We start from the raw sequence: 15,084 nt of genomic DNA, 5'->3' as shown, positions 1-15,084 counted from the left end.
TTTCGCTGGTGGTGGCGGAGGGGTCAGGCGGTGGTGACCGGTGTGGTGGGCGGATTGGCGTTCCGCGGCATGGCGGGGGCTTCCGCGCCGGTCCTCGCAGCACGGTGAACGCCACGGCGAAGGCCGTCACGATGAGCCCCGCTCCGACGGCGAACGCCAGGTGGTAGCCGCCGGTCAGCGCCTCGGCCCGGCCCTTGCCCCGGGCGAGCAGAGTGTCCGTGCGGGCGGCCGCCAGGGTGGACAGCACCGCGACGCCCAGCGCCATCCCGATCTGCTGGGTGGTGTTGAACAGCCCGGAGGCGAGCCCGGCCTCGTCCTCCTTCGCACCGGACATCCCCAGGCTGGTCAGCGCGGGGAGGGCCAGTCCGAAACCGGCGGCGAGCAGCATGACCGGAAGGAGGTCGGGGAGGTACCGGGCGTGTACGGGGACGCGACCGAGCAGCCCGAGGACTCCGACCAGGAGCGCCAGCCCGGTCAGCAGCACCGCGCGCTCACCGAAGCGGGCGCTGAGCCGCGCGGAGACGCCGAGTGACACCGCGCCGATGGCGAGGGCGGCCGGGAGCATGGCCAGGCCGGTCTTGGTGGCGCCGTATCCCAGCACATTGCGCAGATAGAGGGCCACGAGGATCTGGAACGAGAAGAGCGCGGCCACCATCAGGACCTGGACCAGATTGGCCCCCGCGACCCGGCGCGACCGCAGGATCCGCAGGGGCATCAGCGGGGTGCGCGCGGTGGCCTGGCGGATCAGGAACAGGGCGAGCAGGAGGATGGAGACGGCGCCGAGACCGAGCGTACGCCCCGCTGTCCAGCCGTACTCCGCCACCTTGACGATGGTGTAGATACCCAGCATCAGCCCGGCCGTGACGAGCAGGGCGCCGATCACATCGGCGCCGGCGGCGAGGCCGGACCCGCGGTCGGTGGGCAGGACGCGCAGGGCGACGGCGAGTGTCGCCAGTCCGATCGGCAGGTTGATCAGGAAGATCCAGTGCCAGCTGAGCGCGTCGGTGAGCAGCCCCCCGAGCACCTGGCCGATCGACGCTCCTGCGGCGCCGGTGAAGCTGAACACGGCGATGGCCTTGGAGCGTTCGGCGGGTTCGGTGAAGAGCGTGACGAGGATGCCCAGGCTGACCGCGGACGCCAGTGCGCTGCCGACACCCTGGAGGAACCGGGCGGCTATCAGCACCGCGGGGGAGGTGGCCACGGCGGCCAGGAGCGAGGCCGCGGTGAACACCGCGGTGCCCACCAGGAACACCCGCTTGCGGCCGAGGAGATCGCCGATACGGCCCGCGAGCAGCAGCAGACCGCCGAACGCGATCAGATAGGCGTTGACGACCCAGCTGAGCCCGGCGGGGGAGAACCGCAGATCGCTCTGGATGGCGGGCATGGCCACGGTCACGATGCTGCCGTCGAGGACGACCATCAGCATGCCGGTGGCGATGACCCCGAGGGCCAGCCGGTGTGAAGGGGGGACGTGGGGAGAGGTCGGGCCGGAAGCGGTGGCGGACATGCGGTCACTCCTGTCGGTAGACGCGACAGGAGTGACCGTAGCAGATGGTTTTGTTGCGGACTATTTGTTTCGGCTCTACTTCTCGCGCTGTCGTGCCCGCCGGGCCGGGCGGGGGCTCTCGGCGGGCGTGGCCAGATGCCCTTCGGACAGCCGGGTCAACGCCCTTAGCAGGGTGGCGCGTTGGGTAGCGGGGAGCGACGCCAGCGCCTCCCGGTGGACGCGGTCCACGATCCGCTGGCTCTGCTCGGCGACCCGCGCGCCCTCCTCGGTGACCGCGATGATCCGGGCCCGGCGATCCATGGTCGAGGCGCGCCGCTCCGCGAGGCCCGCCTTCTCCAGGGCGTCCACGGTCACCACCATCGTGGTCTTGTCCATGTCGCCGATCTCGGCGAGCTGCGCCTGGGTGCGCTCCTCCTCCAGGGCGTGCACCAGCACGCAGTGCATCCGCGCCGTCAGCCCGATCTCGGCGAGTGCGGCCGACATCTGGGTGCGCAGGACATGGCTGGTGTGGTCGAGGAGGAAGGACAGGTCCGGTTCGGTCTGGGTGGGCGCCATCGCGGTCATGTGCCCAGGGTAACAATTCGATCCGTACTGGATTATCCGGAACAGTACGGAGCGGCCCCTACGTGGGTGGGGTCAGCCGTTGCGGTAGAGCGCGGTGAGCAGTTCGACCGCGGATTGGGTGGCGGGGTGCGGGTCGTCCCGCCACCAGGCGAGACGTACCGCGATCGGCTCGGCGTCGCGGACCGGCCGATAGGCGATACCGGGCCTGGGGTACTGGTTGGCGGTGAGGCAAGCGTCCGGGACACGGCCGCCTGGGAGACACCGAGTGCGATGGCGGCGTCGGTGAAGGTGCCCTCGTCGACGATCGCCACGAGGCAGCGCAGTTGCCGCAGCTCCACATCCATACGTCCAGCGTATAGATAGGTCAACGAACGCATTTTGTGCATGCGTGGACCGGGCCCACGATCGACGCATGCGACCCGCTTCCGCGTCCCCGCAGACCCCCGCCGACTCCGCCCCGGGCCCGGACCTGGACCCAGGTCTGGCCCCGAACCCGGGCCCGGACGCTGATCAGCGGCCCACCGCGCGGCGGTTCGCCGGTGTGGCCACGATGGTCGCGAGCGGTCTGTCCAACCAGACCGGCGCCGCGAGCGGGTCCCATGCCTTCCCCGTCCTCGGTCCGCTCGGGGTCGTCGCCGTCCGCCAGTACGTCGCCGCGATCGTCCTGCTGGCCGTCGGCAGGCCCCGGCTGCGGGCCTTCACCTGGTGGCAGTGGCGGCCGGTGGCGGGGCTCGCCGTGGTGTTCGGCACCATGAACCTGTCCCTGTACAGCGCCATCGACCGCATCGGCCTCGGGCTGGCGGTGACTCTCGAATTCCTCGGTCCGCTGTGCATAGCGCTGGCCGCCGCACGGCGTCGGGTGGACGCCTGCTGTGCGCTGGTCGCGGCGGCCGCCGCGGTGACCCTGATGCGTCCGCGGCCGTCGGCCGACTACCTGGGCATGGGGCTGGCGCTGCTGGCCGCCGTGTGCTGGGCGTCGTACATCATGCTCAACCGCACCGTGGGCCGACGGGTGCCCGGCGCTCAGGGGTCGGCGGCGGCCGCGGGGCTCTCCGCCCTGATGTTCCTGCCGGTCGGGATCGCCATCGCCGTCCGGCAGCCGCCGACCGTGAGCGCCGCGGTGTACGCCGTCACCGCGGGCGTCCTCTCCTCGGCCGTGCCGTACCTCGCGGACCTGTTCACCCTGCGCCGGGTGCCCGCCCAGGCGTTCGGGCTCTTCATGAGCGTCAACCCCGTCCTGGCCGCGCTGGTCGGCTGGGCCGGCCTGGGGCAGGACCTGGGGTGGACGGAGTGGATCAGCGTGGGCGCCATCGTCGCGGCCAACGCACTGAGCATCCTCACCCGGCGCGGCTGACGGACCGGCGTCCGGCTGGACAGGGCATACGGCGCCGACGGGCATCCGCGGGGGTGAGGCGGCCCAGCGCTACAGACGGCCCGGCGTCACGGACGGCTCGGCGTGGCGGGTGGCTTGGCGTGGCGGGTGGCTCGGGGGGGGGGGGGGGCGCGCCCCCCCCCCCCCCCCCCCCCCCCCCCCGCCCCCGCCGGAGCGACGAAGCCGAATCTCCCCGCAGGCCATGGCCTGCTCTTCGGCCACCCCGGCCCACCCGACCACCCGCACATCCGGTGCCCGCGCACCCCGCCGGGCACCGGCATCCCCACCTGGGCGACAGAAAGGCAACCACCGCAGTGATGTCCGACCGGTGTGCACCGCTCCAGCACCTGCCCGTGATGACGTTCGAGCAGATGCTGGACAGGGTCCGTTACGACGGCGTCTACCCCACCCGGGAACGGGCCGAGGAAGTCGTCCGCCTGGTCCTTTCGGGACTCGGACGCCAGCTGACGGGCGAGGAACGCGTCGAACTGGCCGCCCGCCTGCCCCGGGAAGCCGCACGCATCCTCACGGAACAGATCCCCGGCACCCGGCCCCTGACCGGCTGGGCCTTCGTCAAGGACCTCGCCACCCGCGGCGGCACCCCCCTGGCCACCACCCGCTGGGACACCGGCTCCGTCCTCGCCACCGTCGCCGCCCTCGCCGGCCCCGAACTGCTCACCCGCATACTGCGCCAACTCCCCAGCGGCTACGCGCTGCTGTTCGGCCGCGCCGAACTCACCCAAGCCGCCTGAGCGGAGCGCGTGCCGGTCCGTATGACCAGCGCCCCGACTGGCTCCCGGTAAACCGTCGGCGCCCATAAGCGGTGCTCGGGGATACGTGAACTCAGACGCGTCAGAAGCGGAGGCGATCGAGTGCGCCGCCAGGCTTGCCCCCGTCCAAGACCTCTCCCCGCCGCTCTGATATCTCAAGGGCATCAACCGCCGGGCGGGGCCGCGCACGGCGAGTCCCCCGCCCGGCGCGCCCCGGCGCTGGCCGGACACCGGGCCGCGCTGGTCCACGCCGTCTCAGCGGCCACCGCCGCACTGCTGACGCGGAGTACGGGCACGGCGCGGTGACCCGGCCCGAACTGCCCCCTCAGGTGCAAGCGTCGCGGCCCCCGTCAACAGGGCTGAGGCCGGACCCTGATTGGAGGGTGAGGGACGCCTGACGGCACGTCAATCTCCCTAGATCACACGAGGGTTCGGCGGGCAGCTGCGATCGGGAAGCATAAATGTGGTACAGGTGATCTCATGCCTCCCACGTTCGATGCGGCGAAAACCCTCGCCGCGCTCCGCTCATCGGCTCGTATCTCGCTCGACTTGCTGCTGGTCCTCGCGATGACCACAGTGTCCCTGTGGCTCCTGGGCCGCATGTGGTCGATCGTCTGGCCGCTCGTCATCGGCCTCCTTCTCACCACGCTGACCTGGCCCCTGGCCCATTTCCTGCGTCGGAACGGGTGGCCTCCCGCCCTGGCCGCCTCAACCGTGACCGTATTGTTCCTCCTGGTGGCCACCGGCGTCGTGGCGCTGATCGCGGTCCCGGTGGCGTCCCAGTCCGGCGAGCTGACCGACGGCGTCGTGGCAGGCATCCACAAGGTGCGCGAATGGGCCGCCGGGCCACCGCTGAACATCGGAGATGACGAGATCACCCAGGCGTCCGACGCCGCGATCGCCCGTCTGCAAAGCAGCGCGGGCAGCATGGTCGCCACTGTCGTCACGGCGGTGAACACCGTGGTCAACGGCCTGGTCACTGCCGTCCTGGCGCTCTTCCTGATGTTCTTCTTCCTCAAAGACGGCCCGCGCTTTCTGCCGTGGCTCACTCGCCAGCTGCCCGGCCGGCTCGCCATCGACGTCCCGATCGTGGTCGCGCGCGGCTGGAACACGCTGGGCGTTTTCGTGCGTTCCCAGGCGCTGGTCGGCCTGCTCGACGCCGTCTTCATCGGCCTCGGCCTGTGGATTCTGGGGGTGCCGCTGGTACTCCCGCTGGCGGTGCTGACCTTCGTCTCCGCGTTCGTGCCGATCGTGGGTGCCCTGTTCGCCGGTTTGGTCGCGGTGCTCATCGCGCTGGTGTCCAACGGCCCGACGGACGCGCTGATCGTGCTGGCGATCATCGTCGTGGTGCAGCAGGTCGAGGGCAATGTGCTCCAGCCCATGATCCAAAGCCGCGGGCTCGGACTGCACGCGGCAGTGGTCCTGCTGGTGGTGACGTTGGGCGGAAGCCTGGCCGGGATCGTGGGCAGTCTGCTCGCCGTACCGGTCGCCGCGCTGGTCGCGGTGGTCTGGAACTACCTGCGCGAACAGCTCAGCGAACCGCCGCAGGAGCCGGCGACCGACGAGCAGCACACCGGCGCGGCCGCCACGCCGTAAGGGGCTCACCGGTCACGGCGCGGCCACCCTGAGGTGGTCGGATACCCGCGCCGCCGCATGGCGCCTGCCATCGACCGCCGAGGAAGTGGCCGACCGGAGTCCTGGGCGACGCTCTCGGGCGGGGTCCGGACTCCACAGGGCGGGCCACCCGGCTCCACAGGACCGAGCCGGGCCACCGCCTCGTACCCCGGCGCCAGGGTCCGTCGTCGAAGACGGGCCCTGGCCTCGGCCACCGAGCTACCGCGAACGGAAAGGACGGGGCCGTGCAGCCCACACTCAGTCTCTGGCGCCGACAGCTCGGAGAGGTGCCCGAGTCGGTCTGGCAGCACACCGGGCTCCGAGTGCTGATCCTGGCGGACAACGGCCTCACCGCCCTCTCGCCGAAGATCGGACAGCTGGACAGCCTGACCACTTTGGACCTCGGCCACAACGAACTCACCTCGCTTCCCGACTCGCTGGGCGACCTGGTCCAACTCAGCGGTTGTCTCTACCTGCACGACAACAACGTGTCCCGGCTCCCGGACACACTGGGAAACCTGACGCGGCTGCGCTACCTCAACGTCGGCGAGAACCCTCTCACCGCCCTGCCCGAAACCGTCGGCCGGATGGCGGAACTGATCGAGCTCCGGGCCCAGCACAGTCGGCTGACCGGATTGCCCGACACCATCGGCCGCCTCCACAAGCTGCGCGAACTCTGGCTGCGCGGGAACGCGCTCAGAACCCTGCCGTCGACGGTGACCGGCCTGCGTGAACTACGACACCTGGACCTGCGTGAGAACGCGTTCACCGAAGTGCCCACGTCGCTGGCCGACCTTCCCCGGCTCCGGCAACTCGACCTCCGTAGCAACCGCATCGTCCGGATTCCGGACTGGGTCGCACGGATGCCCGCCCTGGAGAAGCTGGACCTTCGTTGGAACACCTGCACCCCCTCCCACCGTTTGCTCACCGAGTTGGAGGAACGCGGGTGCGTCGTCCTGCTATGAATCGCCGGCCGACGCAGCGGCCCAGGCGCCGCATCACGCCGGATGTGCGGAAGCCCGCCGTGTTGGCCGGCAGGATCCTCGTCGCTCACGAAGCGGGGAGGACCTGCTCGGCCCAGATGGTCTTGCCGGCGCGGGCGTGGCGGGTGCCCCAGCGCTGGGTGAGCTGGGCGACCAGCAGCAGACCCCGTCCGCCCTCGTCGAAGACACGAGCCCGGCGCAGGTGCGGGGAGGTGCTGCTGGCGTCCGAGACCTCGCAGATCAGAGGGCGGGTGGGGGTGCCTTCCTGCCCCGCCACGGGCTGCGGGAGGATCAGGCGCAGCTGAATGGGGGATTGGCCGTAGCGGATGGCGTTGGTGACCAGTTCGCTGACCACCAGCACGGTGACGAAACTGAGCTCTTCCAGTCCCCAGTCGGTCAACTTCTCGGAGACGCTCTGCCGGGTCGTGGCGACGGTGGCGGGATCACGCGGCAGATCCCAAGTGGCGACCTGGTCGGCGCTCAGAGCGCGGGTGCGCGCCAGGAGCAGTGCGACGTCATCGTCCGGGCGGGTGGGAGGCAGCGCTTCGAGTACGGCGTCGCAGGCGGCTTCCAGGGTGGGGGTTGGCCGGTCGAGGGCCTGGCGCAGAGCGTCGAAGCCTTCGTCGATGTCGCGGCCGCGGCTTTCGATCAGGCCGTCCGTGTACAGGGCGAGGAGGCTGCCTTCGGGCAGGTCGACCTCGACGGCCTCGAAAGGCAGGCCGCCCAGACCGAGGGGTGGGCCGGCGGGGAGGTTGAGGATGGTGGTGCTGCCGTCCGGGGTGCGCAGGGTCGGCAGTGGATGGCCCGCGCGGGCGAGGGTGCAGCGGCGGGACACGGGATCGTAGACCGCGTACAGGCAGGTGGCGCCGACATCTCCGGCGGCGTCTGCCTCGACGTCGTCGGACAGGCGGATGACGATGTCGTCGAGATGGGTGAGCAGCTCGTCGGGTGGGAGGTCGAGGTCGGCGAGGCTGCGCACCGCGGTGCGCAGCCTGGCCATGGTGACGGATGCCTGGAGGCCGTGGCCGACGACATCACCGACGACCAGCGCGACGCGGGCGCCGGACAGCGGGATGACGTCGAACCAGTCGCCGCCCACACCGGCCTGGGCTTCGGCCGGGAGGTAGCGTGAGGCGATTTCGAGCGCGGCCTGGTCGGGGAGTTTCCGCGGCAGCAGGCTGCGTTGCAGGGTCTCGGAGGTGGTGCGCTCGCGGAGGTAGCGGCGGGCGTTGTCCAGGCAGACGGCGGTCCGCGTGACCAGGTCCTCGGTGACGGCCAGATCACCGCGTGCGAAGGGCGTGCGGGACCCGCACCTGAGGAAGACGACCACTCCCAGGGTGGCGCCCAGGGCGCGGACGGGTACCACGATCATGGAGTGCACCCCGCACGCAAGGGCCCGCGCCTCCTGATCGGGGTCGCGGATGAGCCATCGAAGGACATCGGGGTCGGTGACCTGGTGCAGCTCGGCCTGGCCGGTGGCCAGACACCGGGTGATGAGCCGGGGAGTCGGCCGGCGGCCGAGCTCGCCCGCGGCTCGGGCTCCCCGGGAGCCCGAGTACGCCGAGCGGTATGCCGCCCGGCGCAGCGGGGCGGGCTCGGCGGGGTCGGACCCGGGCAGGTCGCCTTGGAAGACGGGACCCAGCAGATCGACGCTGACGACATCGGCGAAGCGGTCCACGGTGACCTCGGTGAACTCCCGGGCGGTGCCGGCCACGTCCAGGCTGGCGCCGATATGGCTCCTGGCCTCGCTCAGCAGCGCCAGCCGCTCCCGGGACTCGTACTGCTCGGAGTAGTCGTAAGCGGACACACTGGCGCCGTGAATTCGACCGGCCTCGTCTTTCAGCGGAACGACATCCACGATCCAGGCATGCGCCTTTGTCTCGCTCGCCAGCCTGACGAAGAACTCGTAGGACTCCACATGCCCGGTCTCCAGTACCCGGAAGATCCGCTGCTGGAGTTCCTCGTACTCGGCGCCCTGGACGATCTCGGCGTACTCGCCGCCCTGGACGATCTCGGTGAGGAGCTGGCCGCGAGTCGCCTCCTCGGAGAGTCGTGTCGCCTGCCGCATCGAGGTGTTCATGAACAGCAGTCGTCCGTCCCGGTCGTAAATCGTCGTCGCCACGGGATGCTGCTCGAACGCCCACCGCTTGATCGACTCACCGTCTGAATGGCTGCTCACCGGCCACGCCCTCCTCCGGGACGGCCTGGACCAGGAGCCCTGTCCCCCGTTGCGCGCCCGCCGGCGGGGCTGGTAGCGCCGACGCGTCCAAGGTCTCTCCGTCACGGTGCCGGGGTGCCGTGACGTCGGACGTGAACGGGCTGGCCAGAGGCGTACCGGTGACGTGCTCGGGCGCATGTCCCCACAGGGCCTGTGCGCCCGGGCTCCGCTGTGTCACCAGCCCGGCGAGATCAGTCACGAGGACAGGGGCTGCCGGATCCGAGAAGACACTCTCCGCTCCCGCGGGAAACCACCGGCCGGGCGGAGACATGCCGGAGTCCGCCATGCATCAATGTTAAGCGATGTCCCGTAATGATCAGCCTCAGCGCCTCTGCGGGGGGGAACCCCAGGCACCGTCCTGAGGGCAGTGCGTCGGGACGTCGGGGGGAAAGCCGGATTGGCCGGTCCGCTCTCCGCTGGTGGGATGGTCGCCGACCACCGGCTCCGGGGGCGAAACAGCCGCGGGCCACCTGTGCGGTCTCTGAGCGCACAGCCAACCCGAACGGGAAGGGGATCATCATCATGCAGGTGTCGGGAAGGCGTCGGCGAGGCCCGCTCGTCCTGACCAGCCTGGCCGCGGTCCTCCTCGCCGCGTCGACCGGGCTCACGGCGGCGGCGAAGCCGCGGCCGGCCGATCCGCTCCAACAGCAGGTGGACGCGATCCACGACACCGGGGCCGTCGGTGTGCTCGCCGAGGTCACGTCACCGGACACATATGACAGCGCGCGTGCCGGGACGGCCGAGAGGGGCACCAGGCGGCCGATGCCACAGGGCGGCAGGTTCCGGATCGGCAGCGCCACCAAGACCTTCTCCGCCACGGTCGTGCTGCAACTCGTCGGCGAGGGGCGCATGTCCCTGGAGGACACCGTCGAGCGGTGGCTGCCGGGAGTGGTCCGGGGCAACGGCAACGACGGCAGCCGGGTCACCGTGCGGCAGCTGCTGCAACATACGAGCGGCATCCCTGACGTCCTGCCGGAGATACCCGCGTTGAACAGCGCGGACGGCTATCGAGCCGAGCGGTTCCGCACCTACACCCCCGAGGAATTGGTGGGGCTGGCGATGCGGCACCCTCCCCACTTCTCCCCCGGCGCCGGCTGGTCGTACTCCAACACCAACTACGTTCTCGCCGCGATGATCATCCATGAGGTCACCGGCCGGAGCTGGGCCCAGGAGGTGAACGACCGGATCATCCGCCCGCTGGGCCTGAGGGGTACCAGTACGCCCGGCGCCTTCCCGTCCATTCCGGGCCCGCACGCCCGTGGCTACGCCGCGTTCGGCGCCAACACCAGCATGGACGTCACGTCGCTCAATCCGAGTATGGCCGTCGGCTCCGGCTCGATCATCAGCACCACGCACGACCTGAACCGCTTCTACACCGCGCTGCTGCGCGGCCGTCTGCTGGCTCCGGCGCAGCTCGACGAGATGACGACCACCAAGCCCGCGCCCGAGCTGGGCGTGAGGTATGGACTCGGTCTGGGCGAGATCCCGTTGTCCTGTGGCGGCAGCTACTTCGGCCACCCGGGCGAACTGCTCGGCTATCACACCTGGGGTGGCGTCACCCGAGACGGGACCCGGACCGCCGTGGTGTACGTGACCAGTGACGGCGGCCAGGACACCCAGCGGGCCATGAACACACTCGTGGACCGGGAACTGTGCCGGACCCGCTCCTAGGGCGTGTATCGGGATGACGTTTCCGGAGCGGTTGTCGTGTGGCTCCGCCACGGTGCGGCCATGGCGAACTTCGCGCTGGTCGCGGGTGCGCGGCTCGGCGCCACGCTGACCAGACCCGCCGTGCGCCCGCCTCGCCGAGGGGAGGAGTTCAGCCCAGCAGCTCCTCCGAACGATCCCACAGTCGGCGGGCCAGCTCGGCGTCGGCGGCCTGGCGGTTGGTGCGACGGGCGGGCTTGCGCTTCTCGTAGTAGACGCCGGATTCCCAGTCGGCGCCCGGGCGGCCCTCGGCCAGCCATGTCAACTGCTCGGCGCCCTTCTCGGGGGAGATCAGCATGGCACGGGTGAACCAGTTGGTGGCGATGAACCGCATCAGCCGGCTCTCGGACCGGGTGCCGAAGCTGGACGCCACGTTCCCGGGGTGGAAGGCGGCGGCGGAGAGCCCTTGGGCGTGGTAGCGCTGGTGCAGTTCCTTGGTGAACAGGATGTTTTCCAGCTTGGCGGCGCCGTAGGCCCGGATCGGGCTGAAGTTCCGGTCGAGGTTGAGGTCGTCGGTGTCCAGCTTGCCGGCCATGCGCGCGCCGACGCTGGAGGTCTGGAGCACCGAAGCCCCGGAGGCGAGCAGCTTGTCCATCAGCAGCCGGGTGAGCAGGAAGGGCGCCAGATGGTTGACCTGGAAGGTCTTCTCGAACCCGTCCGGGGTCTTGGCGGGATCGCCGAAGACGCCGCCCGCGTTGTTGGCGAGCACGTCGATGCGCGGATACGCGGCGTCCAACCGCGCCGCGAGGGCGCGGACTTCGTCCAGCCGGGTGAAGTCGGCGACGTAGCTGTCGGCGCCGATCTCGTCGGCGACGGCCCGCGTCTTGTGGGAAGAGCGGCCGACGACCACGACCCGGTGGCCGCTGCGGTGCAGTTGGCGCGCCGCCGCGGCACCGATGCCGTCGCTCGCGCCGGTGATGACGATGGTTTTGCCGGGGGTCATGAGGGATCTCCGATGGTTCGCGAATCCTGACTGGCGTCAGCCCACGCCATGCTTGTCAGTGTCTGACAGATATGGCGGTTCGCGTTAGACCGAGCGCATCATGAGCGAGAAGCAGCAGGCCGGCCTTCGCGCGCGCACCCGTCGCGCGGTCCGGCGGGAGATCGCCCAAGCCGCGGAGGCTCTGTTCGTGGAGCGCGGCTTCGAGGCCACGACGATCGACGACATCGCGGCCGCCGTGGGCATGTCCCAGCGCAGCGTCCACCGATACTTCGCCAGCAAGGAGGAGATCGTCCTCGGCAAGTTCGACCTCGTCGTGGACGACATGCTCGCCGCGCTGCGCGACCGCCCGGCCGCCGAACCGATCTGGACGTCGCTGCACCGCACCTTCGATGTGATGGTCGCCCTGGCCGAGGCGCCCGGCCACGCCGAGTTGGTGGAGCCGATCCACCGGATCGTCTTCCGGACCCCCGCACTGCTCGCCGCATACCTTCAGCGGCTCCAGCGGATGCAGGATGCCGTGGTATCGGAATTGCGCGCCCGCGCCGAGGCGGCGGGCACGCCCTACGCCGACGACGACCCCACACCCCGCGCCGTCACCGCGGCGGCCTTCGGCTGCCTCATCGCCGCCCAGCACTCCTGGCTGGCCTCGACCCCCAAGGGCTCCTTGGCCTCCGCCCTCGGCCGCGCCATGGCCACCGTTGGCCCTCGAGAGCCGGAGGCCCACCACTCCTGATGCCGGTTCCGGGGCGGCTCGCCGCGGCCGGATGACGTAGCCGTCGCCGTCCCCGGACTCCCATCACAGGCTGCCACGGGGCCCGGTGGGTCAGACCAGGCCCAGCGTGTTCATGGCGGAGGCCACGGTCAGGAAGCCTGCGACGTTGGCGCCGGTGATGTAGTCCCCGGGCTTGCCGTGGTCGGCCGCTGTGACCAGGCAGGTGTGGTGGATGCTGCGCATGATGCGGGCCAGGGTCTGCTCGGTGTGCTCGAAGGACCACTTGGTGCGTGCGGCGTTCTGCTGCATCTCCAAGCCCGAGGTGGCCACGCCGCCGGCGTTCGCCGCCTTGCCGGGGCCAAAAGCGATCCTCGCTTCCTGGAACACCTTGATCGCCTCCGGTGTGCAGGGCATGTTGGCACCCTCGGCGAGTGCGATGAGGTTGTTCTTGGCCAGGGACACGGCATCGGCCTCGCCGAGTTCGTTCTGCGTCGCGGAGGGCAGAGCGATATCGCAGGGAATGTCCCACGGCCTCCTGTCCGGTGCGAAACGCGCGCTGGAGACCAGTTCAACGTAGTGGTCCAGCTTGCGCCGCTGAACCTGCTTGACCTCGTGCAGGATGTCGGCGCGGATGCCGGTGGGGTCGTAGAGCGTGCCGGTGGAGTCGGAGCAGGCGACCACCTTGGCCCCGAGCTGGTGCAGCTTGACCAGGGCGTACTGTGCGACGTTGCCGGAGCCGGAGACGACCGCGGTCTTGCCCTCCAGCGTGTGGCCGCGCTCGGCGAGCATGGCCTCCAGGAAGTAGACGGCGCCGTAGCCGGTGGCTTCGGGGCGTGCCTGGCTGCCGCCGATGTTCAGGTCCTTGCCCGTGAGCGCTCCGGCGTCGAAGCGGTTGGTGATCCTCTTGTACTGGCCGAAGAGGTAGCCGATCTCTCGTCCGCCCACACCGATGTCGCCGGCCGGGACATCGGTGTGGGGGCCGATGTGGCGGTGCAGCTCGGTCATGTACGCCTGACAGAAGCGCATGATCTCGCCGTCGGAGCGCCCGCTGGGATCGAAGTCGGATCCTCCCTTGCCGCCCCCGATCCCCAGGCCCGTAAGCGCGTTCTTGAAAATCTGTTCGAATGCCAGGAACTTCACGGTGCCGAGGGTGACGCTGCGGTGGAAGCGCAGCCCTCCCTTGTAGGGCCCGAGAGCTGAGCTGAAGCCGACACGGAAACCGCGGTTGACGTGGGCGTTCCCCTTGTCATCGGTCCAGGTCACGCGGAAGATGACCTGGCGTTCGGGCTCGCACAGCCGCTGGAGGAGGGCATTGTCGCCGAGTTCCGGACGCTGCTGAAGGACGGGTTGGATGGAGTGCAGAACCTCCGCGACGGCCTGGTGGAATTCGGGTTCGGCGGGATTGCGGTGAACGATGTCTTTGTAGAGCGCGGCGGTTGTGGAATCGAGGGGCATTGACGTGGTTCCTTCCCGGGCCCGGGGAGAGGTGCCAGCGCGCTAGGGCTGGACAGGCGGGTGGTAGGGCAGCGTGGTGGACAGCAGGGTGAGCAGGCCGAGCACGATCGGCAGCAGGGCGACGAGGTAGAGGAAGGTGTAGCCGACGATGTCGCGGGCCTTGAGGCCGAGGACACCCAGCAGCGGGAGCATCCAGAACGGGTTGATGAGGTTGGGAAGTGCTTCGGCCGCGTTGTAGACCTGGACGGTCCAGCCGAGGTTGACGTTGAGGTCGTTGGCGGCCTGCATGACATAGGGCGCCTCGATGATCCACTTCCCGCCGCCGGAGGGGATGAGGAAACCCAGGATGACGGAGTAGGCGCCCATCATCAGTGGGAAGAGGGTCGAGGATCCGACGCCGGTGAAGGCCGAGGCCAGGTAGTGGGAGAGGCTGTCGCCCCCGCCGTTGGTGGCCTGGGTCATGATGGCGGCGATACCGGCGTAGAAGGGGAACTGGATGAGCACGCCGGCCGTGGCCGGAACCGCCTTGTTCACCGCCGCGAGGAACCGGCGCGGGCGCCAGTGCAGCAGCATGCCGAGCGTCAGGAAGAGCAGGTTGTAGGTGTTGAGTGCGGAGATCGCGACGATGGGGTCCTTGTCGGCGAACTCCTGCACCGCCCACCCGGCGACGAGGGCCACGACGACGAAGGTGAGCAGGGGGCTGTACTCCAGCCACTCCCCCGGCCGGGTGCGGGGCTCGTCGTCCTCGACCGGGTCGCTGGGGTCGATGCCGAGGTCGGCCGCGGTGCGCACGCTGTCGCCACGGGGAGCGGTGAGGTAGGCGATGGACACACAGACGACGATCACGACAGCCGCGAGGGTGAGGGACTGCCAGGTGAAGATGGTTTCCCGGAAGGGTATGACGCCGGTGATCGACAGCAGGGAGGGCGACAGGCTCTCCGCGTTGGCCTGGAGCTGAGCGGCCGAGGAGCTGAGACCGAGGGCCCAGCTACCGCCCAGGCCGAGGTACGCGGCCGCTGAGGCGGCCCGGTAGTCGACGCGCAGATTGTCGCGCTCGGCCAGGCGCCTGACCAGCAGGGCGCTGAAGATGAGGCTGAATCCCCAGTTCAGCAGGGCGGAGGTGAGGCTGATGGTGGCGACCATGGCCACGGCACCCCGCTCTGTGGCGGGGATCTTGGGCAGGCGGGTTGTGTACCCCTGGATGGGGCGGGGGGGGGCCACGGACAAAACGGCCGTTGC

11 protein-coding genes and 3 pseudogenes are annotated in these 15,084 nt (G+C 70.2%); 6 read left to right on the top strand and 8 right to left on the bottom strand.

The features are described 5' to 3' along the window. Positions 1 to 58: 58 nt before the first annotated feature. The 4 genes and pseudogenes from NQU54_RS27175 to NQU54_RS27160 form a co-directional block, all read right to left on the bottom strand. Positions 59 to 1,507: pseudogene (locus tag NQU54_RS27175) on the bottom strand (MFS transporter); the annotation flags it as partial. A 75-nt stretch (positions 1,508 to 1,582) separates the two neighbouring features. Then, complete coding sequence (locus NQU54_RS27170; RefSeq protein ID WP_257633383.1) at positions 1,583 to 2,071, bottom strand: MarR family winged helix-turn-helix transcriptional regulator; 489 nt, start codon at positions 2,069 to 2,071, stop codon at positions 1,583 to 1,585. A 72-nt stretch (positions 2,072 to 2,143) separates the two neighbouring features. Continuing rightward, a pseudogene (locus tag NQU54_RS27165) lies at positions 2,144 to 2,296 on the bottom strand (LysR family transcriptional regulator); the annotation flags it as partial. Positions 2,297 to 2,346: 50 nt separating this feature from the next. Next, positions 2,347 to 2,415: pseudogene (locus tag NQU54_RS27160) on the bottom strand (hypothetical protein); the annotation flags it as partial. A gap of 68 nt (positions 2,416 to 2,483) precedes the next feature. On the opposite strand from NQU54_RS27160, the gene NQU54_RS27155 reads away from it, so the two are divergent. From NQU54_RS27155 to NQU54_RS27140, 4 genes are all read left to right on the top strand, one after another. Continuing rightward, positions 2,484 to 3,425, top strand: coding sequence for an EamA family transporter (locus tag NQU54_RS27155; RefSeq protein WP_257633382.1), 942 nt, complete (start codon positions 2,484 to 2,486; stop codon positions 3,423 to 3,425). A gap of 335 nt (positions 3,426 to 3,760) precedes the next feature. After that, positions 3,761 to 4,195 (top strand): DUF2267 domain-containing protein, encoded by a 435-nt coding sequence (locus tag NQU54_RS27150; protein WP_257633381.1) that lies wholly within the window; start codon positions 3,761 to 3,763, stop codon positions 4,193 to 4,195. 498 nt (positions 4,196 to 4,693) lie between these two features. Further along, on the top strand, positions 4,694 to 5,809 hold the full coding sequence (locus tag NQU54_RS27145) for an AI-2E family transporter (RefSeq protein ID WP_257633380.1): 1,116 nt from the start codon (positions 4,694 to 4,696) through the stop codon (positions 5,807 to 5,809). Positions 5,810 to 6,072: 263 nt separating this feature from the next. Next, a complete protein-coding gene (locus NQU54_RS27140) occupies positions 6,073 to 6,792 on the top strand; it encodes a leucine-rich repeat domain-containing protein (RefSeq protein ID WP_257633379.1) in 720 nt (239 codons plus the stop codon). A gap of 85 nt (positions 6,793 to 6,877) precedes the next feature. On the opposite strand, the gene NQU54_RS27135 is transcribed toward NQU54_RS27140, so the two are convergent. Then, a complete protein-coding gene (locus tag NQU54_RS27135; protein ID WP_372506049.1) occupies positions 6,878 to 8,989 on the bottom strand; it encodes a SpoIIE family protein phosphatase in 2,112 nt (703 codons plus the stop codon). Positions 8,990 to 9,550: 561 nt separating this feature from the next. On the opposite strand from NQU54_RS27135, the gene NQU54_RS27130 reads away from it, so the two are divergent. Next, positions 9,551 to 10,699: a serine hydrolase domain-containing protein gene (locus tag NQU54_RS27130; RefSeq protein WP_257633378.1), complete on the top strand. Its 1,149-nt coding sequence runs from the start codon at positions 9,551 to 9,553 to the stop codon at positions 10,697 to 10,699. Between the two features lie 148 nt (positions 10,700 to 10,847). Here NQU54_RS27130 and NQU54_RS27125 read toward each other — a convergent pair whose 3' ends face one another. Then, a complete protein-coding gene (locus NQU54_RS27125) occupies positions 10,848 to 11,678 on the bottom strand; it encodes an SDR family NAD(P)-dependent oxidoreductase (protein WP_257633377.1) in 831 nt (276 codons plus the stop codon). Positions 11,679 to 11,778: 100 nt separating this feature from the next. Here NQU54_RS27125 and NQU54_RS27120 point away from each other — a divergent pair, with 100 nt between their 5' ends. After that, positions 11,779 to 12,411: a TetR family transcriptional regulator gene (locus NQU54_RS27120; RefSeq protein ID WP_257633376.1), complete on the top strand. Its 633-nt coding sequence runs from the start codon at positions 11,779 to 11,781 to the stop codon at positions 12,409 to 12,411. Positions 12,412 to 12,501: 90 nt separating this feature from the next. Here NQU54_RS27120 and gdhA read toward each other — a convergent pair whose 3' ends face one another. Beyond that, positions 12,502 to 13,845, bottom strand: coding sequence for an NADP-specific glutamate dehydrogenase (gene gdhA / locus NQU54_RS27115; protein ID WP_257633375.1), 1,344 nt, complete (start codon positions 13,843 to 13,845; stop codon positions 12,502 to 12,504). Between the two features lie 42 nt (positions 13,846 to 13,887). Continuing rightward, complete coding sequence (locus NQU54_RS27110; protein ID WP_257633452.1) at positions 13,888 to 15,066, bottom strand: TIGR00366 family protein; 1,179 nt, start codon at positions 15,064 to 15,066, stop codon at positions 13,888 to 13,890. Positions 15,067 to 15,084: the final 18 nt, after the last annotated feature.

It is taken from the genome of Streptomyces malaysiensis subsp. samsunensis, from assembly GCF_024519315.1.
Classification (GTDB): Bacteria; Actinomycetota; Actinomycetes; order Streptomycetales; family Streptomycetaceae; genus Streptomyces; species Streptomyces malaysiensis.
This window is presented reverse-complemented; position numbering and strand designations above follow the sequence as displayed.